General features: G+C 72.9%; 17 protein-coding genes and 1 pseudogene. 14 read left to right on the top strand and 4 right to left on the bottom strand.

Going from position 1 to position 19,607, the window contains the following annotated elements; genetic code table 11:
* Window positions 1–183: 183 nt before the first annotated feature.
* The 7 genes from ABT084_RS33135 (at window position 184) to ABT084_RS33105 (ending at window position 9,832) form a co-directional block, all read left to right on the top strand.
* Window positions 184–1,524: a resuscitation-promoting factor gene (locus ABT084_RS33135; RefSeq protein WP_351052033.1), complete on the top strand. Its 1,341-nt coding sequence runs from the start codon at window positions 184–186 to the stop codon at window positions 1,522–1,524.
* A gap of 68 nt (window positions 1,525–1,592) precedes the next feature.
* A complete protein-coding gene (gene rsmA, locus ABT084_RS33130) occupies window positions 1,593–2,492 on the top strand; it encodes a 16S rRNA (adenine(1518)-N(6)/adenine(1519)-N(6))-dimethyltransferase RsmA (RefSeq protein ID WP_351052030.1) in 900 nt (299 codons plus the stop codon).
* Entirely contained in the window at window positions 2,489–3,412 is a 924-nt protein-coding gene (locus ABT084_RS33125; protein ID WP_351052020.1) for a 4-(cytidine 5'-diphospho)-2-C-methyl-D-erythritol kinase, read from the top strand. The genes rsmA and ABT084_RS33125 overlap by 4 nt, the downstream gene beginning before the upstream one ends.
* 108 nt (window positions 3,413–3,520) lie before the next feature.
* Window positions 3,521–5,320 (top strand): ABC-F family ATP-binding cassette domain-containing protein, encoded by a 1,800-nt coding sequence (locus ABT084_RS33120; protein WP_351052017.1) that lies wholly within the window; start codon window positions 3,521–3,523, stop codon window positions 5,318–5,320.
* Window positions 5,321–5,474: 154 nt separating this feature from the next.
* Complete coding sequence (locus ABT084_RS33115; protein WP_351052014.1) at window positions 5,475–7,136, top strand: outer membrane protein assembly factor BamB family protein; 1,662 nt, start codon at window positions 5,475–5,477, stop codon at window positions 7,134–7,136.
* 52 nt (window positions 7,137–7,188) lie between these two features.
* Window positions 7,189–8,907: an outer membrane protein assembly factor BamB family protein gene (locus ABT084_RS33110; RefSeq protein WP_351052011.1), complete on the top strand. Its 1,719-nt coding sequence runs from the start codon at window positions 7,189–7,191 to the stop codon at window positions 8,905–8,907.
* A 163-nt stretch (window positions 8,908–9,070) separates the two neighbouring features.
* On the top strand, window positions 9,071–9,832 hold the full coding sequence (locus tag ABT084_RS33105) for a class I SAM-dependent methyltransferase (protein ID WP_351052028.1): 762 nt from the start codon (window positions 9,071–9,073) through the stop codon (window positions 9,830–9,832).
* A 56-nt stretch (window positions 9,833–9,888) separates the two neighbouring features.
* On the opposite strand, the gene ABT084_RS33100 is transcribed toward ABT084_RS33105, so the two are convergent.
* A complete protein-coding gene (locus ABT084_RS33100; RefSeq protein WP_502969250.1) occupies window positions 9,889–11,067 on the bottom strand; it encodes a methyltransferase domain-containing protein in 1,179 nt (392 codons plus the stop codon).
* 148 nt (window positions 11,068–11,215) lie between these two features.
* Complete coding sequence (locus tag ABT084_RS33095; RefSeq protein ID WP_351052009.1) at window positions 11,216–11,599, bottom strand: hypothetical protein; 384 nt, start codon at window positions 11,597–11,599, stop codon at window positions 11,216–11,218.
* Window positions 11,600–11,695: 96 nt separating this feature from the next.
* Between ABT084_RS33095 and ABT084_RS33090 the strand changes: the two genes are divergently transcribed.
* The 5 genes from ABT084_RS33090 to ABT084_RS33070 all read left to right on the top strand — a co-directional run bounded on the left by ABT084_RS33090 (window position 11,696) and on the right by ABT084_RS33070 (window position 15,924).
* Window positions 11,696–12,523, top strand: coding sequence for a helix-turn-helix domain-containing protein (locus ABT084_RS33090; RefSeq protein WP_351052007.1), 828 nt, complete (start codon window positions 11,696–11,698; stop codon window positions 12,521–12,523).
* Window positions 12,520–12,783, top strand: a complete 264-nt coding sequence (locus ABT084_RS33085; protein ID WP_351052004.1) for a DUF397 domain-containing protein — start codon at window positions 12,520–12,522, stop codon at window positions 12,781–12,783. The genes ABT084_RS33090 and ABT084_RS33085 overlap by 4 nt, the downstream gene beginning before the upstream one ends.
* 85 nt (window positions 12,784–12,868) lie before the next feature.
* The gene (locus ABT084_RS33080; protein WP_351052024.1) at window positions 12,869–13,537 is read left to right on the top strand and encodes a response regulator transcription factor; all 669 of its coding nucleotides are present in this window, start codon (window positions 12,869–12,871) and stop codon (window positions 13,535–13,537) included.
* 133 nt (window positions 13,538–13,670) lie between these two features.
* Window positions 13,671–14,621 (top strand): UDP-glucose 4-epimerase GalE, encoded by a 951-nt coding sequence (gene galE, locus ABT084_RS33075; RefSeq protein WP_351052002.1) that lies wholly within the window; start codon window positions 13,671–13,673, stop codon window positions 14,619–14,621.
* Between the two features lie 505 nt (window positions 14,622–15,126).
* The gene (locus tag ABT084_RS33070) at window positions 15,127–15,924 is read left to right on the top strand and encodes a LuxR C-terminal-related transcriptional regulator (RefSeq protein ID WP_351052000.1); all 798 of its coding nucleotides are present in this window, start codon (window positions 15,127–15,129) and stop codon (window positions 15,922–15,924) included.
* On the opposite strand, the gene ABT084_RS33065 is transcribed toward ABT084_RS33070, so the two are convergent.
* Window positions 15,883–16,380 carry a MarR family winged helix-turn-helix transcriptional regulator gene (locus tag ABT084_RS33065; protein WP_351051997.1) on the bottom strand — a complete coding sequence of 166 codons (498 nt, stop codon included), beginning with the start codon at window positions 16,378–16,380 and terminating at the stop codon, window positions 15,883–15,885. The genes ABT084_RS33070 and ABT084_RS33065 overlap by 42 nt on opposite strands.
* 130 nt (window positions 16,381–16,510) lie before the next feature.
* Here ABT084_RS33065 and ABT084_RS33060 point away from each other — a divergent pair, with 130 nt between their 5' ends.
* The gene (locus ABT084_RS33060; protein ID WP_351051994.1) at window positions 16,511–17,407 is read left to right on the top strand and encodes a trans-aconitate 2-methyltransferase; all 897 of its coding nucleotides are present in this window, start codon (window positions 16,511–16,513) and stop codon (window positions 17,405–17,407) included.
* 8 nt (window positions 17,408–17,415) lie between these two features.
* Window positions 17,416–17,535 (top strand): annotated as a pseudogene (locus ABT084_RS33055) (glyoxalase); the annotation flags it as partial.
* Window positions 17,536–17,643: 108 nt separating this feature from the next.
* On the opposite strand, the gene ABT084_RS33050 reads toward ABT084_RS33055, so the two are convergent.
* Window positions 17,644–19,428: an FG-GAP repeat domain-containing protein gene (locus ABT084_RS33050; RefSeq protein WP_351051992.1), complete on the bottom strand. Its 1,785-nt coding sequence runs from the start codon at window positions 19,426–19,428 to the stop codon at window positions 17,644–17,646.
* Between the last annotated feature and the right edge of the window lie 179 nt (window positions 19,429–19,607).

The following is a 19,607-nucleotide window of genomic DNA, read 5'->3' as shown; positions in this document are numbered from 1 at the left end:
TCCCCCGCGCCCGTCGGCGCCGCCGACCGCGCCCCGGCGGCCGCCGTCGGCACGGCCTGGCCGGACGCCTACACGGCCCCGTACCCGGACCCCGCCACGGACCCGGACCCCTACGCCGACTACGCGCCTTCCGGGCCGCAGCCGCCGTGGCCCGACCCGGACGCCCCGGGGGCCGCGGCCGCGCTGGCCGCGCTGGACGCCCTGGCCCCGCACCCCCACCCGCACGCCGACGCGCCCGGCACGGCCTGGCCGGAGGCCGACCCCGACGCGGGCCCAGACCCCGACGCCGGCCCAGACACCGGCACCGGCCCCGGTACCGCCGCCCCCCGGCCCGAGCCGGGCGGTGGCGGTGGCGGTGGCGGCCGGCGGAGCAGACGGGGCGGGGCACCCGCCACACGGGCGCGGCGCGGGGCCAAGGCCGGGCGCGGCACGGCCGGGAGCTGGCGCCGGATCGTCCCGCAGGCCCTGGTCGTCGCCTTCCTCGCGGGCGGCACCACCGCCTTCGTCGCCGCCGACAAGGCGGTCCGGCTCACGGTGGACGGCGTACCCCGTACCCTGCACACCTTCGCCGACGACGTGGACGAACTGCTCGCCGCCGAGGGCCTCGGCGTCGGGGACCACGACCTCGTCGCCCCCGGCCGGGCCACCGCCCTCGACGACGGCGACGAGATCGTCGTCCGCTACGGGCGCCCCCTCCAGCTCACCCTCGACGGCCGCAGCCGCCAGGTGTGGACCACCGCCGCCACCGTGGAGGGCGCGCTGCGCCAGCTCGGCGTCCGCGTGGAGGGCGCCTACCTCTCCGCCGCCCGCGCGACCCCCGTCCCGCGCCGCGGCCTCACCCTCAGCGTGCGCACCGAACGCAGCGTCACCTTCATGGCCGACGGCCGCGAACGCACCATCCGCACCAACGCCGCCACCGTCCAGGAGGCCCTCGACCAGGCCGGGATCACCCTGCACGCCCAGGACACCACCTCCGTGCCGCCCGGCGCCTTCCCCCGCGACGGCCAGACCGTCACCGTGCTGCGCATCACCGGGACCCGCGAGGTCCGCGAGGAGCGCATCCCGTACGAGGTCGAGCGGGTCAAGGACCCGGAGCAGTTCGCCGGGACCGAAGTGGTCGAGCGGGCCGGCCGCCCCGGCGCCCGCCGGGTCACCTACAGCCTGCGCATCGTCAACGGCGTGCGCCAGAAACCCCGCCGGATCGCCGAGGAGACCCTGCGCGAACCCGTCTCGCAGCTGGTCAAGGTCGGCACCCGGCCGCTGCCCTCCTCGGTCGCCGGGGCCGACGGCCTGGACTGGGGAGCGCTGGCCCAGTGCGAGTCCGGCGGCCGGGCCTCGGCCACCGACTCCTCCGGCACCTACGGCGGGCTCTACCAGTTCGACGTACAGACCTGGCAGAGCCTCGGCGGCAGCGGCCGGCCCCAGGAGGCACCGGGCGCGGAGCAGACGTACCGGGCCAAGAAGCTCTACGTGCAGCGGGGGGCGAGTCCCTGGCCCCACTGCGGCCGTAGGCTTTACCGGTGAGCACCGCAGAGCACGACACCGCAGAGCACGGCAACGAGAAGCAGGACGGCAACGAGAAGCTGGACGGCATCGACGCGCAGGACAGCGCCCCGGCGCAGGCCCCCGACGCGCTGTTCGGCGCGGCCGACATCCGGGAGCTGGCGGCCGTCCTCGGCGTCCGGCCGACGAAGCAGAAGGGCCAGAACTTCGTCATCGACGCCAACACCGTGCGCCGGATCGTCCGCACCGCCGAGGTGCGCCCCGACGACGTCGTCGTCGAAGTCGGTCCGGGGCTGGGTTCGCTGACGCTGGCCCTGCTGGAGGCCGCCGACCGGGTCACCGCCGTCGAGATCGACGACGTACTGGCCGCCGCGCTGCCCGCCACCATCGAGGCCCGGATGCCCGCGCGCGCCGACCGCTTCGCGCTGGTGCACTCCGATGCGATGCTCGTGACGGAACTGCCCGGCCCGGCGCCGACCGCGCTGGTCGCCAACCTGCCGTACAACGTGGCCGTGCCGGTGCTGCTGACCATGCTCGAGCGCTTCCCGAGCATCGAGCGGACGCTGGTCATGGTGCAGGCCGAGGTCGCCGACCGGCTCGCCGCCAAGCCCGGCAACAAGGTCTACGGCGTGCCCTCGGTCAAGGCCGCCTGGTACGCCGACGTCAAGCGCGCCGGATCCATCGGCCGCAACGTCTTCTGGCCCGCGCCGAACGTCGACTCCGGGCTCGTCTCGCTGGTCCGGCGGGCCGAGCCGGTCAAGACCACCGCCACCAGGCGGGAGGTCTTCGCGGTCGTCGACGCCGCGTTCGCGCAGCGCCGCAAGACCCTGCGGGCCGCGCTGGCCGGCTGGGCCGGATCCCCCGCGGGCGCCGAGAGCGCGCTCGTCGCGGCCGGGATCTCGCCGCAGGCCCGCGGCGAGGGGCTGACGGTCGAGGAGTTCGCGCGGATCGCGGAGAACAAGCCGGTGGCCGAGCGGGCGGCCCTGTGAGCGGCGCCCCGGCGGCGGGCGCCCCCGGCGTCACGGTCCGCGTCCCCGCGAAGGTGAACGCGCAGCTGGCGGTGGGCGCGGCCCGCCCCGACGGCTTCCACGACCTCGCCAACGTCTTCCTGGCCGTCTCCCTGTACGACGAGGTGACGGCCACCCCGGCCGACACCCTGACGGTCACCTGCTCCGGCCCCGACGCCGACCAGGTCCCCCTGGACCGGACGAACCTGGCGGCGCGGGCGGCCGAGCTGCTCGCCGCCCGGCACGGCCTGGACCCCGCCGTCCACCTCCACATCGCGAAGAACATCCCCGTCGCGGGCGGCATGGCGGGCGGCAGCGCCGACGGCGCGGGCGCGCTCCTCGCCTGCGACCTGCTGTGGGACCTGCGGAGCACGCCCGCCGAGCTGCTGGAGATCTGCGCCGAGCTCGGCAGCGACGTTCCGTTCAGCCTGGTCGGCGGCGCCGCGCTCGGCACCGGACGCGGGGAGCAGCTCGCCCCGCTGGAGTCCGGGATCTTCCACTGGGTGTTCGCCGTCGCGGACGGGGGACTGTCGACCCCGGCGGTCTTCCGCGAGTTCGACCGGCTGGCCGCCGAGGCCGGTACGGAGATCCCCGTCCCGGAGGCCTCGGCGGCGCTGCTGGCCGCGCTGGCCGCCGGGGACCCGGACGCGCTGGCCGCGACCCTGGCCAACGACCTCCAGCCCGCGGCGCTCTCGCTGCGCCCGGGGCTCGGGCGGACGCTGGACGCGGGCCTGGAGGCCGGGGCGCTGGCCGCCCTCGTCTCGGGCTCCGGTCCGACGACCGCCTTCCTGGTCCGGGACCCCGAAGCCGCGGTGAAGGTCGCCGAGGCCCTGGCCGCCTCCGGCACCTGCCGCGCCACCCGGGTGGCGACCTCCCCGGCCCCGGGCGCCACCCGCCACTGAGGCCGTACGCACCCCCCGGCGCCCGCCCGGCCGCTCGCGCAGCGGTCGGGCCCGGCCGGGAAGGTTAGGGTGAGGGGCTGATCCACCCCTTTCCCTGGAGCGCGTCTGATGGCCGTCAATCTGGTCAATGTCGAGGCAGTCAGCAAGGTGTACGGAACCCGTACCCTGCTCGACGGCATCTCCCTCGGCGTGTCCGAGGGGGACCGGATCGGTGTCGTCGGACGCAACGGCGACGGCAAGACCACCCTCATCCGGATGCTCGCGAAACTGGAGGAACCCGACACCGGCCGGGTCACCCAGAACGGCGGCCTGCGGATGGGCGTGCTCACGCAGCACGACTCCCTCGATCCCACCGCCACCGTCCGCCACGAGATCATCGGCGACATGGCCGACCACGAGTGGGCGGGCAACGCGAAGATCCGCGACGTGCTCACCGGCCTCTTCGGCGGCCTGCACCTGCCGGGCTTCGAGCAGGGTCTGGACACCGTCATCGGCCCGCTCTCCGGTGGCGAGCGCCGCCGGATCGCGCTCGCGCAGCTGCTGATCGCCGACCAGGAACTGCTCGTCCTCGACGAGCCCACCAACCACCTCGACGTCGAGGGCATCTCCTGGCTGGCCCGCCACCTCCAGGAGCGCCGCTCCGCGCTCGTCTGCGTCACCCACGACCGCTGGTTCCTCGACCAGGTCTGCACCCGCATGTGGGACGTGCAGCGCGGTGACGTCCACGAGTACGAGGGCGGCTACAGCGACTACGTCTTCGCCCGCGCCGAGCGCGACCGCATCGCCGCGACCGAGGAGTCCAAGCGGCAGAACCTGATGCGCAAGGAGCTGGCCTGGCTGCGCCGCGGCGCCCCCGCCCGGACCTCCAAGCCGCGCTACCGCATCGAGGCGGCCAACGAGCTGATCGCCGACGTGCCGCCGCCGCGCGACACCAGCGAGCTGATGAAGTTCGCCAACGCGCGCCTGGGCAAGACCGTCTTCGACCTGGAGGACATCACCGTCCAGGCCGGTCCCAAGACCCTGCTCCAGCACCTGACCTGGCACCTCGGCCCCGGCGACCGCGTCGGCCTGGTCGGCGTCAACGGCGCGGGCAAGACCTCGCTGCTGCGCGCGCTGGCCGAGGCCGCCCGTACGCAGGGCGACGTACAGCCCGCGATGGGCAAGGTGACCGTCGGCAAGACCGTCCGGCTCGCCTACCTCTCGCAGGAGGTCGGCGAGCTCGACCCGTCCCTGCGGGTCCTGGAGGCCGTACAGCGCGTGCGCGACCGGGTCGACCTCGGCAAGGGCCGCGAGATGACGGCGGGCCAGCTCTGCGAGCAGTTCGGCTTCACCAAGGAGAAGCAGTGGACGCCGGTCGGAGACCTCTCCGGCGGTGAGCGCCGCCGCCTGCAGATCCTGCGCCTGCTGATGGACGAGCCCAACGTCCTCTTCCTCGACGAGCCCACCAACGACCTCGACATCGAGACCCTCACCCAGCTGGAGGACCTCCTCGACGGCTGGCCCGGGTCGATGATCGTGATCTCCCACGACCGGTTCTTCATCGAGCGCACCACCGACACCGTGATGGCGCTGCTCGGCGACCGGAGCCTGCGGATGCTGCCGCGCGGCCTGGACGAGTACCTGGAGCGCAGGCAGCGGATGATCGCCGAGGCGTCGCCCGCGCCCGCGCCGGCCGCCGTCAAGGAGAAGACCTCCTCCGGCGACGCGCGCGCCGCGAAGAAGGAACTCCAGAAGATCGAGCGCCAGCTCAACAAGATGTCGGACCGCGAGACGAGCCTGCACGCGCAGATCGCCGAGAACGCCACCGACTTCGACAAGGTCGCGAAGCTCGACGCGGAGCTGCGCGAACTCATCTCGGACCGGGACGAGTTGGAAATGCGCTGGCTGGAGCTGGCCGAGGAGGCGTAGGTTCCGGCGGAGCCGGACGCCAACTGGCCGGATAACGACCCAGTCACGGGCCGGTCCTCCCTTGGGTACAGGGGCTGGACCGGCCCGTTGGGCGTGCGCCCGCAGTGATACAAAGGTCATCCCCCACGCCCGACCGACCCCGAAGGTACAGCTGATGACCGAGCCGCCGACGCCGCCGACGCCGCCGAACCAGCCACCTGTACCCCCCGGTTACGGACACCTGCCCGGCCCGCCGCCGCCGTCCGCCTACGGTTTCCCGCCGCAGGGGGCCAACCCCTACGCGCAGCAGCCGACCCAGCAGACCCCGCAGGGCCCGTACGCGCACCAGCCCCAGCCCGGGCAGCCCGGCCAGCCCGGATACGGCTATCCGCAGCCGCCCACCGCGCCGCCCCCGCCGCCCGCCGCGCCCCGGGGCCGGACCCAGCTCCTCGTCACGGCCTCCGTGGTCGTCGCGCTGGTGCTCGGCACCGGCGCGTACTTCGCGTTCTCCGGCGACGGCGGCGACGGCAAGAAGCCGGTCGCGGCCGGCGGCTCCCCCGCCCCGCAGCCCTCCGGCTCGCCGTCCGTCGACAAGGGCGACGGCAAGGGGGGCAACGGCATGGCCGACGCCCCCGACCTCAACTCCGGCCGCAAGCCCGGCGAGGGCAAGGTCCTGTGGCTGAAGACGAACTCCACCGAGCTGCCCGGCGGCGGCGCGGACGCCACGGGCCAGTGGATCGTGGGCGGCGCCGTCGTCAAGTCCTTCTACCGGTCGCTCATCGCCTTCGACGTCAGCGACGGCAAGCAGAAGTGGAAGCTCGACTTCCCCGGCAAGGTCTGCAGCACCCCCTACCAGACCACCGCCGACAGCAAGATCGTCGTGGGCTTCATGAACGGCGAGTCCGGTCAGGCGACCTGCAACCAGCTGAAGATGGTCGACCTCAAGACCGGCAAGGAGGGCTGGACCAAGGAGATCCCCAAGGAGGGGATGTTCGACATCCTGGTCACCCCCGCCCTCGCCATCGCCGGTGACACCGTCACCGCCAGCCGCCTCGGCGCCGCCAGCGCCTTCAAGGTGAGCACCGGGGACCGGCTCTTCGGCAGCAACGTCCCCGAGGGCTGCACGCCCAGCTCCTACGCGGCGGGCAACGGGAAGATCGTCGCCGTCGCAGCCTGCGCCGACGGCACCGAGGAACTCCAGGGCACCGACCCGGTCAGCGGCCAGAAGAGCTGGACCTACCGCTTCCCCGCGGGCTGGAAGGTCAGCAAGGTCTACTCCGTGAACCCGCTCGTCGTCGACGTCAAGCAGCGCGACAAGAACCAGCGCTCCATCATGGTCCTCGGACCCGACGGCAAGCAGCGCTCGCAGCTCAGCGGCGAAGGCCAGTTCACGCCCCGCTGCGACGACCCCATTCTCGACCGGCCCCTGCAGGACTGCTGGGGCGTCGTCGTCGACGCCGCCTCCGACACCATCGTCCTGCCCACCGAGGGCGTCTCCAACGAACTCGTCGGCTTCGACCTCGGCACCGGCAAGCCCAAGTGGCGCACCCCGGCGGGCGACAAGCGCACCCTGGTCCCGCTGAAGGCCGAGGGCGGGCAGCTCTACGCCTACAACAGCGCCGCGGACCGCGCGACCGGCGGCGAGGTCATCTCCCTCCCGCTCGGCGGCGGCCGGCCCACCACCGTGCTGCACAACCCGTCCGGGCCCGCCGCGCCGCTGGAGAACTCCTTCTACACTCCGCAGATCGCCTTCGCGGACGGCCGGCTCTTCATGTCCTCCACGCACCTCAACGGCGAGGGCAAGGACGAGAAGTTCTTGATGGTCTTCGGCAAGTGACCGTGTCCGCCAGTTCGTCCACCAGGCAGCCCACGAGAGGCAGAAGCACCCGATGAGTACCCCGCCGCCCCCGAACCAGCCCCCCTCGGGCGGCTTCGGCGCGCCCCAGGACCCGCCGCCGGGCGGCTACGCGCCGCCGCCGGCCGCACCGCCCGTACCGCCGCAGCAGCCCCCGCAGCCCCCGCAGCAGCCGCCGCAGCAGCCGCCGGGCGCGGCGTACGGCTACCCGCAGCAGGCACCCTCGTACGGCTACCCGCAGGCCGCGCCGGCCGCGCCCGCCTACGTCCCGCCCGCGAGCGGCGGCAGCGGTGGCGGCGGCAACGACCTGCGCAACCAGGTGCTCATCGTCGTCGCCGCGCTCGTGGCCATCGCCCTGATCGTCGTCGGCGGCTTCTGGTACGTCTCCGGTGACGAGGGCGGCAAGCAGGACGTCAGCAACGGTCCCACCGACGGCAAGAGCGGCGGCGCGTCCGGCGACGGCAAGTCCGGCGCCGCCGGCACCGGCACCGAGAAGGTCCCGGCCAGCACCAAGGCGAAGACGCTGCTCAACCAGGCGCAGCCGCAGATCGCCGACCTCGCGAACGTCGAGGGCTCCTGGATCACCGACTCCCTCTACGTGAAGTCGGACGTGGGCAAGATCGTCGGCTACGACGTGAACACCGGCGCCCAGAAGTGGTCGCTCCCGCTCCCGGCCGAGATCTGCGGTGCCACCCGGAACATCACCGACGGCAAGAGCGCGATCCTCTTCAAGGAGGGTCCGGCCAGCGACGCCAACAAGTACCCCCGGTGCAACCAGATCGGCGCCATCGACCTGAACGCGGGCAGGCTGCTCTGGTCCACCACCATCAAGGCCGCCACCAGCGGCGACCGGCCGGTGGAGTTCAAGGAGGTCACCCTCAGCGGGAACACCGTCGCGGCGGGCGGCCTCCAGGGCGGCGCCGGATGGAACCTCGCCGACGGCAAGAACCTGTGGCCCGCCAAGGTCGGCGACACCGACGGCTGCTACGACATGGGCTACGGCGGCGGCGAAGCCCTCGCCGTCATCCGCAAGTGCGGCCCGTACGGCAGCCAGTACCTCCTGGCCCAGAGCCTCGACCCGACCACCGGGGCGCCCAAGTCCTCGTACAAGCTGTCCCAGGGCATCGAGTACGCCAGCATCATCTCCACCAAGCCCCTGATCGTCGGCGCCAACGTCGGCGGCGCGGCCAAGGGCGGCAGCGCGCTCAGCGACCTCTTCGTCCTCGACGACGCGGGCGCGCTGAAGACACGCATCCCGGTCTCCTCCGGCAACTACGAGGTCCGGTGCCCGGCCACCGAGGTCGAGGAGTGCAAGAAGATCGTCGTCGGCAACGGCAAGGTCTACATGCCCTCCATCCAGCACGCGGGCAAGGACAACAGCACCCGCATCAACGAGCTGCTCTCCTTCGACCTGGCCACGGGCAAGCAGACCACCGACCACGCCGACTCCGGCGAGGGCTACACGATCATGCCGCTGCGCATGGACGGGCCGAACGTCATCGCCTACAAGGCACCGCCCTACAACAAGGGCGGACAGATCGTCAGCCTCGACGGCACGACCATGAAGGAAACCCTCCTCATGGAGATGCCGGCGGACAAGAGCTTCAGCCGCCCGGAGAACAGCTTCTCGATCGACGGCGCCGAACTCCGCTACCACAACGGCCGGTTCTTCATGTCCCAGACGCTGATCAGCAAGCCCTACTCGGGGAGGACCGACCCGCAGTACCTGTTCGTCTCCTTCACGACGGGCTGACGACGGGCTGACAGCGGACCGCGCGCGGAAGCGGTGAGCCGGCCCCCCGAAGGGAATCACTTTCCCCCGGGGGGCTTTGGCGTGCCGGTCGGGCGGTGGTCCGGGGCGGCGTTACCGTGGCGCGGTGACGGGAAGCGACGCCGATCGGCTGTGGTCCGAGTCCATGCCGGAGGCCTACGAGCGGTACCTGGTGCCGGTGCTCTTCCGGCCCTTCGCCGTGGATCTGGCCGCCCGGGCGGCGGCCCTGCGGCCCCGGCGGGTCCTCGAACTGGCCGCGGGCACGGGCGCCTTGACCTCGGAACTGCTGGCCGCGGCGCCGTCGGCCGAGGTGACGGCCACCGACCTGAACGACGCCATGGTCGGCTTCGGGTCGTCCCGGGCCCCGGGCGCGGTGTGGCGGCAGGCCGACGCGCAGCGGCTGCCGTTCCCGGACGGCGGCTTCGACCTGGTTGTGTGCCAGTTCGGCGTGATGTTCTTCCCCGACCGGGTCGCGGCCTTCACCGACGTCCGCCGGGTGCTGGCCCCGGGCGGCCGGTTCCTCTTCAGCACCTGGGGCCCGATCGCCGCGCACGCCTTCGACGCCGCGGTGCAGGCCGGGCTGGAGCGGGCCTTCCCCGACGACCCGCCGCGCTTCCTCCCCGCGGTCCCGCACGGCTACGCCGACCCCGCCGCCGTGGCCGCCGACCTGACGGCCGCCGGGTTCACCGTCGAGGAGCAGTACGAGTTGACCCTGGAGGGCCGGGCCGCCTCGGCCGCCGACGTCGCCACCGGGTTCCTCACCGGGAGCCCGGTACGGGCGGCCTTCGAGGAGCGCGGCGGCGGTGCGGCCGAGCGGTCCGTCGTCATCGCGGAAACGACGGCCCGCCTGGGCCCGGGCCCGGTCACCGGCCCGATGACGGCATACGTCTTCACCGGCGCGGCCTGAGCGCGCGCGGCCCCTACCGCGCGGGAGAACAGCGTCTCAGTCCTCGGAGCCCGCTGTCACACGGGCCAGGACCCAGCCGGATCGTCCAGCCACACGTCCTGCCCGGCCGCCGTGAGGGTGAGGCCGAAGCGCTCGTGACCGGGCCTGCCCTGCTCCGTCCACCAGGCGTACGCCGATGCGGCCTCGTCCCACAGCCGACGGGAGCCGGACTGCCAGACCGTCGCCGTGGCTCCCTCGCGGAACAGCACGCAGGCCCACGACCGGTCGCCGAGTCCGTAGAACCACACGGGCCGGGCGCCGTCGCGTTTCTCCGCGACCACGTGCACGCACTCACGCAGCCTGAGCCCCAGGGTGAACCGCTGGGGGCTGAAGCGCTCTCCCAGGAACTCCTCCTCGGTGCAGCTGGTGGACGACTTGTCGTGGCCGTCCACCCCGTCCGTGACGTAGTCGCCGTGCACGACGGGCGGCAGCCGTTGGGCGCGCGCCTTCATGAACTCGACCGGCCCGGTGAACCTGCCGCCGGCACTCGCGCCGTCGTCCGCGACCGTGAGCCGGGCCACGGCGTCGCCGTTGCCGTAGTGGGTTCCCCACGGCGCCACGATGATCCCGCCCGGCTCGCACTGGTCGACCCACGCGAAGGGAAGTTCGCGGAAACCGCAGGTCGCGATGATCCGCTCGTACGGGCCCCCCTCGGGGTGGCCCTTGAGCCCGTCGCCGGTCACGACCCGGACGGACGCCCCGAACGCGGTGAGCGCGGTACGCGCCCCGGCCGCGACGGCGGGATCGAGCTCCACGGTGACGACGTTCCGGGCACCGGTCCGATGTGCGAGCAGCGCGGCGTTCCATCCGGTGCCCGTCCCGATCTCCAGCACCCGGTCGCCGGGCCGCAGGTCCAGGTCCCGGAGCATCCGGAAGACCACGCTCGGCATGGACGCCGAACTGGTGGAGACCTGTCCCGGCTCCGGCCCTGTGTGTGCTCCGTCGTCCCACTGCGTGACCACGGGTACGTCCGCGTCCGCGTAGCCGTACCAGGCCTCCGGCTCCGCCGCCCGCGACACGGCGACGCTCTGACCCGTCGCCATGTCGAAGGGCCAGATGAGATCCGGCAGGAACGACGAACGCGGGACGGCGGCGAAGGCGGGTTCCCAATCCGGGGGCAGCGCGCCCCCTTGCGTGAGGATCCGCCTCAACTCGGCGTGCCGCTCGGGGCGCCGCTCGCCTGTGCGGCCGGACACCGCTAGGACTCCTTCGGCGGGTTGGGGACACCGGGCCCACCGTCAGGAGTCGGCGGCTGGTGGGGGCCGGGGTACGGAGTCCCCGGCAGTTTGTCGCCGCCGTCATTGCCCGGAGTCATGGTCATTTCTCTCCTCTTCCTTGGAGCCTTCAGTAGAGCGTGGCGGCCGTCGTGGACCAGCGCTCGTGGTCGGGGTCGGTGAGCTGCCAGGTGTGCCCGCCGGAGTGGAACTGGAACTCGCTGCACCCTGCGCCGCTGTCGGTGTCTCCGACGGGGCAGTCGGGGCGTACGAACACCGCGTGGCAGGACCTGCCCTCCGGCCAGCGGGCCCATAGGGCCGTCGGCGCCTGGTTGTCCACGAGCAGGGCCCAGTGCGGGCCCGTGGTGTGTTCGAGGGTGCACCGGATCGGTAGGGGTGTGGGGATCAGGTCCCGGTAGGGCTCGTGCCCGGGGCCGAGGGCGTCCAGGGCGGCGATCAGGGCCGGGCTGAACAGGAGGGTCTGTGCGCCGCAGACGCGGCGTTCTCGGGACATGGTTGATGCCTCTCCGTAGCCGAACCACTACCGGGGAGAGTCAGGCTCGCCTACAGTCGGAAACCCTTCAACCTGCCGGATGTGAAGGAAGGGCCCTTGAACATCAAGGAGTTGAACCCGGACAGCTCGCCGCGCGCAGCGTTCGGAGCGCGCCTGCGCAGCGCCCGGGAAGCGCGGGGCTGGACGCAGGACGAGCTGGCCGAGCGCACGGAGTACTCCAGCCAGCACATCTCAGCGGTGGAAACCGGCCGCAAACCGCCGACCCTGCGGTTTGCGCGCAGTACGGACCGTGCGTTCGGCGGGGGCGACGCGTTCGAGCGCGCGTGGCGCGAGCTGCGGCACGGCGCGCTACTGGAGGGCTTCCAGGAGTACGTCGGCTACGAGGGCCGGGCCGTCGAGATCCGGCTGTACGAGATCGGCATCATCCCCGGGCTGTTGCAGACCCCGGAGTATGCGCAGGTGCTGGCGAACAGCGCGGTGCAGCGGGGCGCCATCACCACCGAATACGCGGCCGAGCGGGTCGCATTCCTGGCGGAGCGGCAGGCGGCGCTGGAGCGAGCCCGGCCGCCGATGGTGTTCGTGGTGATGGACGAGAGCTGCATCCGCCGACGCGTCGGTGGCCCCGAGATCATGGCGGCCCAGCTGGAGCGGCTCGCGGAGTTCGCCGCCCGGCCGAACACGGTGCTCCAGGTGGCCCCCTTCGACATAGGGGAGCGTCGGCCGTTCGACCTGCCGGTGAATCTACTGACGCTGCCGGACCGGGCCGTGGTCGCCTACGCCGAGTCCCAGATGCGCGGGCACTTGGACCGGGAAAGCCCTTCGGTGCTGCCCATGCTGACGGCCTACCATCAACTACAGGCCGAAGCGCTCTCGCAAGCGACGTCCGTGGCCATGATCGGCGAACTGCGAAGGGGCACCCCGTGACGACCGAACCTCGCTGGTACAGGTCCTCGTACAGCAACAACGGCGGCAACTGTGTCGAGGTCGCCCTCGACTGGCACAAGTCCTCCTACAGCGACAACGGCGGCGACTGTGTCGAGGTCGGCGTCGGCTTTCCCGCCCGCGGCGAGGCGGTCCCGGTGCGGGACTCCAAGAACCCCGACGGCCCCGTCCTCGGGTTCTCCGTCGCCGCGTTCTCGGCCTTCGTGGCCGATGTCAAGGCCCAGGGGGCCGGCGCCCACTGACGGGGGCTTCTGTTCCGTATCCACCTCGCGGCGTCGAACAAGCGTGTAGCTTGCCGGGGCAGAAGGGTCGGGGGTGAGCGCCGCAATGGGCGTACGGGTCATGGTCGTCGACGATCACCGGCTGCTGGCCGAGGCGCTCGCCTCGGCGCTGAAGCTGCGCGGGCACCGGGTGCTGGCCGCGGCCGCCCCGGCGGCCGGGGCGGCCGAGCTGGTGATCAGCCGCGCCCCCGAGGTGTGCCTGTTCGGCACCGCCACCCCCGCCGAGCCGGGGATCTTCGAACCCATCGTGCGGATCCGGCGCGAGAGACCGCAGATCGCCGTCGTCGTGCTGGGGCCCGTGCCCAGCCCCCGCGGGATCGCCGCCGCCTTCGCCGCGGGCGCCTGCGGGTACGTACGCCAGGACGAGCGGATCGAAGGCGTGGAGCGGGCCCTGGCCAAGGCGCGGGCCGGAGAGGCCGCGGTGTCGCCGCAGCTGCTCCAGGGGGCCTTCGCGGAACTGCTCAACCCCACCACCCAGCCCGACGACGAGGGCAGCAGGCTGCTGCGCCTGCTCACCCCGCGCGAGGTCGAGGTGCTGGTCCGGGTCGCCGAGGGCGAGGACACCCGGCTGATCGCGGCCGGCATGGCGATCGCCCCGAGCACCGCGCGCACGCACGTCCAGCGGGTGCTGATGAAGCTCGGCGTGGGCTCGCGGCTGGAGGCGGCCGCGCTGGCCGCCCGTACCGGGCTCCTCGACCGCGCGGCCCGCCCGTAGGCCCTGTCGTCGACGTGGCGCCCGGCCCCCGGCCCGGCGGCACCGATTTCCCCGTGGGCACGGAATCGGGTAAGCCAGGGGGGAACGGGTCGCGCGTGTGTGCGGCCGTGCGACTTCGAGAGGTAGTAGGCGAGTGAGCAAGTACCTGGTCACCGGTGGCGCCGGATACGTGGGCAGTGTCGTCGCGGCCCATCTCCTGGAAGCCGGACACGAGGTCACCATCCTCGACGACCTCTCCACCGGCTTCGAGGCGGGCGTCCCGCGGGGCGCCACCCTCGTCCACGGCCGGATCCAGGACGCCGCCCGCCACCTCGACCCCTCCTTCGACGCGGTGCTGCACTTCGCGGCCTACTCGCAGGTCGGCGAGTCCGTCGTGAACCCGGGCAAGTACTGGGACAACAACGTCGGCGGCACGCTCGCGCTGCTCACCGCGATGCGCGAGGCGGGGGTGAAGAAGCTCGTCTTCTCCTCCACCGCCGCGACCTACGGGGAGCCCACCGAGGGGCTGCTGACGGAGGAGTCGGTGACCAAGCCGACCAACCCGTACGGCGCCTCGAAGCTGGCCGTCGACCACATGATCAGCGGCGAGTGCGCGGCGCACGGCCTGACGGCGGTCTCGCTGCGCTACTTCAACGTGGCGGGCGCGTACAAGGAGTTCGGCGAGCGCCACGACCCCGAGACGCACCTGATCCCGCTGGTGCTCCAGGTGGCGCTGGGGCAGCGGGAGTCGATCTCGGTGTTCGGCGAGGACTACCCGACGCCGGACGGCACCTGCGTGCGCGACTACATCCACGTCGCGGACCTCGCCGAGGCGCACCTGGCCGCCGTGGCCGTCCCCGCGACCGGCGAGCACCTGATCTGCAACCTGGGCAACGGCAGCGGCTTCTCGGTGCGCGAGGTCATCGAGACCGTCCGCAAGGTGACCGGGCACCCGATCCCCGAGGTCGTGGCCCCGCGCCGGGCCGGTGACCCGGCGGTCCTGGTCGCCTCCGCGGCCAACGCCAAGGCCCGCCTCGGCTGGACGCCGTCGCGCCCGGACCTCGCGGGCATCGTCGCGGACGCCTGGGCCTTCGCCCAGCGCTGAGCCGGGCCGGCGCCCGGCCCGAGCCGCACCACGCGAACACGTGAGCCGTCACCGCACCCGGTGGCGGCTTTCGCGTGTCCGTTCGGTGGGGCGCGGGGTGGGGTGCCGCGCGCCGGGGCGGGGCGCTGTGCGCGGGCGCCCGGCGTGCGCACGCTGCGTGAAATGTCCCCCGCGCATCTGCCGGTGGCACGGGCTGAAGCGGAAACGGGATTCCGGCCCCGGGGCAGGGGCAACTTCCGGCCACCCACAGGGCGCTCACAGGGCGACGCACCGGAAAATGGCTCGGAAAACTTCTGCTATTCGGCCAACCACACCCCGCCCCCGGCCCTACGCTGATGCGTGACACCGGTGGGGGCCGGTGTTGATTCAGGGGTCGAGACGAGTCGGGTACGACGTCCGCTCCGGGGTAGTGCAGAGGTGTCACGGCGGCGGCCGCGGCAGCTGCGGATCACCCGGTCCGGGCGCCGTACCCGCAGTTGTCCGTTCCCCGACCCTTGGGGGTTCTGTGGTTCGCATCCGGGTTCTCGTGGTGGACGATCACCGCATCTTCGCCGAGTCGCTCGCAGCCGCGCTCGCGGCCGAGCCGGACGTGGACGTGTCCGCGGCCGGCAGCGGTCCCGCCGCGCTGCGCTGCCTCGAACGGGGCGTCGCCGAAGGGCGCCGCTACGACGTGCTGCTCGTCGACGCCGACCTCAGCGCGGCTCCCGGCGGCCCCGGCGGGCACGGCGGCGCGTTCCCCGCGCAGCGGGACCCGCACCGGGAGCCGTCGCCCGGCGCCGCGCCGCCGACCGACGGGATCGCCCTGGTCGCGGCCGTGCGCACCGCCCACCCCGGGGTCCGTACGGTCGTCCTCGCCGAGCGCGACGAACCGCGCCGGGCCGCCCTCGCGCTCCAGGCCGGGGCCTCCGGCTGGGTGGCGAAGGACTGCTCGCTGTCGCGGCTGCTGGCCGTGGTCCGGGGCGTCCTGCGCGAGGAGACGCACCTGCCGCCCGCCCTGCTCACGGGCGTGCTGCGCGAGCTGACGCAGGCGCGCAAACACCGCACCGACAGCGAGCGCCTGGTGGAGTCCCTGACCCCGCGCGAGCACGAGGTGCTGCGCTGCATGGTGGCGGGGCTGGGCCGCAAGGACGTGGCGGCCCGGCTGTTCCTGTCCCCGCACACGGTGCGCACCCACATGCAGAACGTGCTGGGCAAGCTCGGGGTGCACTCCACCCTCGCGGCGGTCGCGCTGGCCCGGCGGGCGGGCGTGCGCCCGGCGGACCTAGCCGGGGATGTTGTCGAACGGAGCGGTCAACTGGCGTAGCAGGGACGCCAGGTCGCCGCGCTCGGCCCGGGAGAGCTGGGCGAGGATCGCCCGCTCCTGGGCGAGCAGCCCGGCGAGGGCCTGGTCGGCGCGGTCGCGCCCCTCGGGGGTGAGCCGCACCAGGACGCCGCGCCGGTCGTTGGGGTCGGGCAGGCGCTCGACCAGGCCCTTCTTCGCGAGCCGGTCGATGCGGTTGGTCATGGTGCCCGAGGTGACCAGGGTCTGCGTCAGCAGCTGACCGGGGGAGAGCTGGTAGGGCGCTCCGGCCCGGCGCAGGGACGTCAGGACGTCGAACTCCCACGGTTCCAGGCTGTGCTCGGCGAAGGCGAGCCGACGGGCCCGGTCCAGGTGGCGTGCGAGCCGGCTGACGCGGCTGAGCACCTCGAGCGGTTCCACGTCGAGGTCAGGGCGCTCGCGCCGCCATGCCGCGACCAATCGGTCGACCTCGTCCTCCATGCCGATCAGTGTAAGGGGTATGTCGATGTGAAGTCTCTTGACGTCAAGATATATTTCGGGCGACCATGGGGCATGGAGGGGCCGGAACAGATTCCGCTTCCATCAGCGCTGCCCGCAGGAAGGCTCGAACATGCATTCCGATACCGCCCGTGCCGTCCGACCGCCGCACGACACGGACCAGGACGAGAAGACGCCGAAGGCCACCGGACCCGCCCCCACCTGGGATCCACAGCAGTACCTGCGGCACGCGGGCCACCGGGCCCGGCCCTTCCTGGACCTGCTCGCCCGCATACCCGCACTCCCCGCCGAGCCCGGCCGCCCCGCCCGCATCGCGGACCTCGGCTGCGGCCCCGGCAATGTCACCGCCCTCCTCACCGACCGCTGGCCCGACGCCCGGATCACCGGCTTCGACCTCTCCCCGGAGATGCTCCAGCGCGCCACCGAGGAATACGCCGGCCCCACGGCCGGCGGCGGCTCCCTCGACTTCGCCCACGCCGACCTCGCCGACTGGGTCCCCGAGGAGACGTACGACCTGATCGTTTCCAACGCCGCCCTGCAGTGGGTCCCGAACCACCCGGGCTCCTTCGCCGCCTGGATCAACGGACTGCGCCCCGGCGGCACCTTCGCCTTCCAGATCCCCGGCAACTTCACCGCGCCCAGCCACGCCCTGCTGCACGCCCTGTGCGACGCCCCGCGCTGGCGCTCGCGCCTGGGCGGACACGGCGCCCGCTACACCCACCTCCTGGAACCCGCCGAGTACATGGACCGCTTCACCGGTCTGGGCTGCGCCGTCGACGTCTGGGAGACCACCTACTACCAGCTCCTGACCGGCACCGACCCCGTCCTCGACTGGGTCAAGGGCACCGCCCTGCGGCCCGTCCTGACCGCCCTCGGAGACGACCGGGTGGCCGTGGACGCGTTCCTCGGCGAATACCGCGACCTGCTGCGCGGGGCCTATCCGCCCGGGCCGCGCGGCACCGTCTTCCCGTTCCGCCGCATCTTCGCCATCGCCCGGAAGGAGGCCTGACCCCCGTGCTCAGCGCCCACGGCGCGAGCGTGGTCTGGGACGACGACCTCCCCGGCCACCGGCGCTTCTACTCCGATGACCCCGTCGGCAACCGGCTGGAGTTCCTGGAGCCCCACCCGGCGCCCTGACGGCCCCGGGCCCCGGCCCGCACACAGAGCGGCGCCCCGCCACCGATGATCCGGTGACGGGGCGCCGCTGCTTCGCCGCCCGCCGCGCGCGGCGGTGCGGAGTGGGGATCAGCTGACGTTGCGGTACGTCCAGTTGGTGTACAGCGGGCGCCCGCCGCCGAAGACCGCGCTGCCGTACGGGTTGCCCGCCTGCATCGCGTACGAGGAGCCGTTGGCGTTGACGGAGACCAGGTCGGCCTTGCCGTCCGCGTTCAGGTCGCCGGGCGAGGTCAGCTGCGTGGTGCCGGCGTAGGAAGTGACCGCCCAGCGCGTCCCGAAGGGCGCGGAGGCCTTGCCGGTGCCCGGGTGGTAGTACAGGGTCGCCGCGGCGTCCTTGCCGACGCCGGCCAGGTCCGCGTAGCCGTCGCCGTTGAAGTCGCCCACGGCGATGGAGCTGTACTGGTCCCAGCCGCCGCCGATGTTGACCGGAGCCGCGAACTTGTTGCCGGTGCCGTCGCCCTGGTGGACGTACAGGTTGCCCCAGACGTCACGGGTCAGCAGGTCGCCCTTGCCGTCCCCGGAGACGTCGCCGCCGCCGACGACCAGGTTGGTGACGCCCCACCAGTCACCGGCGATGGACTGGCCGGTGGTCCGGTTGGTCAGACCCCACTGGTTGAACTGGAACTGGTGGGCCCAGCTGAGCTTGTCCAGACCGGCGACCATGACCAGCTTCGAGCCGTCGTTCGGCCAGGCGAAGCTGCCGGACTTGCGGGGCTCGTAGAAGCCGCCGTTGGACAGGTTGTCGTACGACCAGGCCTGCCCGTCGGTGTCGAGCGCGCCGAGGGCGTGCTTGCCGTAGACCGGCGTGATGCTCGCGCCGACGAACATCTCCAGGTTGGTCCACTTCGACCCGCAGTTCGTCTGCCAGGTGAACTTGCCGTTGCCCTCGGAGTAGTGGCAGAACAGGTCGCCGCTCTCGGTCACGCCCAGCAGGTCGGCCTTGCCGTCGCCGTCGAGGTCGTCACCGGCGATCAGCTGGCTGTAGAAGGTCCAGCCGGTGGCGATCTGGGTCCGCGCCGAGAACGGCGCGGACGCGTTGCCGGTGCCCTTGTGGAAGTACAGGTCACCGGTGGCCGTGCGGCCGATGACATCCGCCGCACCGTCACCGTCGACGTCGTTGACGCCGAGGATCTGGTCGTACTGCTCCCAGCCGCCGCCGACCCGGACGCGGTCGGTGAAGGGCTTGGAGAGGTCGCCGGTGCCCTTGTAGAGGTACAGGTCACCGGCCGGGGTGCGCGCGAGCAGGTCGGGGCGGCCGTCCCGGTTCAGGTCTCCCGCCGCGATCACGCGGTTGTAGATCTGCCAGCCGGTGCCGGTCCAGAGCGGGGCGCCGATCGCGCTGCCGGAGGTGCTGCGCAGCTGGAGGTTGCCGTCGAAGGTCCAGGTGAGGACCTCCGGGTTCCAGCTGCCGCCCGCGTTGCCGAGGGCGATGATGTCCTTGACGGTCTCGTCGTTCTCGCCGTCGATGTGGACGGCGACCTGAGGGTTGCCGTTGCTCTCGAACGCACCCGTGAAGCCCCGGGTGGTACGGAAGACCAGCTCGCTGAACCCGTCACCGTTCAGGTCGAGACGGGGCTGCGGGACGCTGGACGCGCCGAGCGTCTGCGGCGGGGCGGCGCGCAGGCCCTTGGGCGCGGTCTTCGGGGCGGTCAGCACGCCCGCGGCCGGAGCGGCGGGGTGCGGGATGCGGGCCTGCGGCGTGGCGGCCGTGGGCGCGGCGGACGAGGCCGCGGGGCGGTCCGCCGGCTTGTCGGCGGCGGATGCCTGGCCGACCATGATCAGAGAACTCGCGGAGAGCGCGAGTGCGGTGCAGGCCGCGAGGCGGCCGAGGCGCTGAGTGCGCGACGAGGACAAGAGGGTTCCCCCTGGATCGCAGGTAGAACCGGGTGGACGTCACGACGGGCGAGGTGCGCGCGGGAAAGCGGCGCGGCACCTCGGCCGTATGTTCCCCCCCGGGAAGTGACACCAGGCTACTGGTGTGTTTCCCGAGGTAGAAGTGCTTTTTCGTACAACCTTTCGGCCCGGAGCCCGCG

Source organism: Streptomyces sp. NPDC002138 (assembly GCF_040296485.1).
Classification (GTDB): Bacteria; Actinomycetota; Actinomycetes; order Streptomycetales; family Streptomycetaceae; genus Streptomyces.
This window is presented reverse-complemented; position numbering and strand designations above follow the sequence as displayed.

Coding starts and splice junctions, on each gene's coding strand:
- ABT084_RS33110 (WP_351052011.1), top strand. CDS start 7,189: ATGAGTACCCCGCCGCCCCCGAACCAGCCCCCCTCGGGCGGCTTCGGC.
- ABT084_RS33065 (WP_351051997.1), bottom strand. CDS start 16,380: ATGGAGGACGAGGTCGACCGATTGGTCGCGGCATGGCGGCGCGAGCGC.
- ABT084_RS33080 (WP_351052024.1), top strand. CDS start 12,869: ATGGGCGTACGGGTCATGGTCGTCGACGATCACCGGCTGCTGGCCGAG.
- ABT084_RS33115 (WP_351052014.1), top strand. CDS start 5,475: ATGACCGAGCCGCCGACGCCGCCGACGCCGCCGAACCAGCCACCTGTA.
- ABT084_RS33060 (WP_351051994.1), top strand. CDS start 16,511: ATGCATTCCGATACCGCCCGTGCCGTCCGACCGCCGCACGACACGGAC.
- ABT084_RS33120 (WP_351052017.1), top strand. CDS start 3,521: ATGGCCGTCAATCTGGTCAATGTCGAGGCAGTCAGCAAGGTGTACGGA.
- ABT084_RS33105 (WP_351052028.1), top strand. CDS start 9,071: ATGCCGGAGGCCTACGAGCGGTACCTGGTGCCGGTGCTCTTCCGGCCC.
- ABT084_RS33095 (WP_351052009.1), bottom strand. CDS start 11,599: ATGTCCCGAGAACGCCGCGTCTGCGGCGCACAGACCCTCCTGTTCAGC.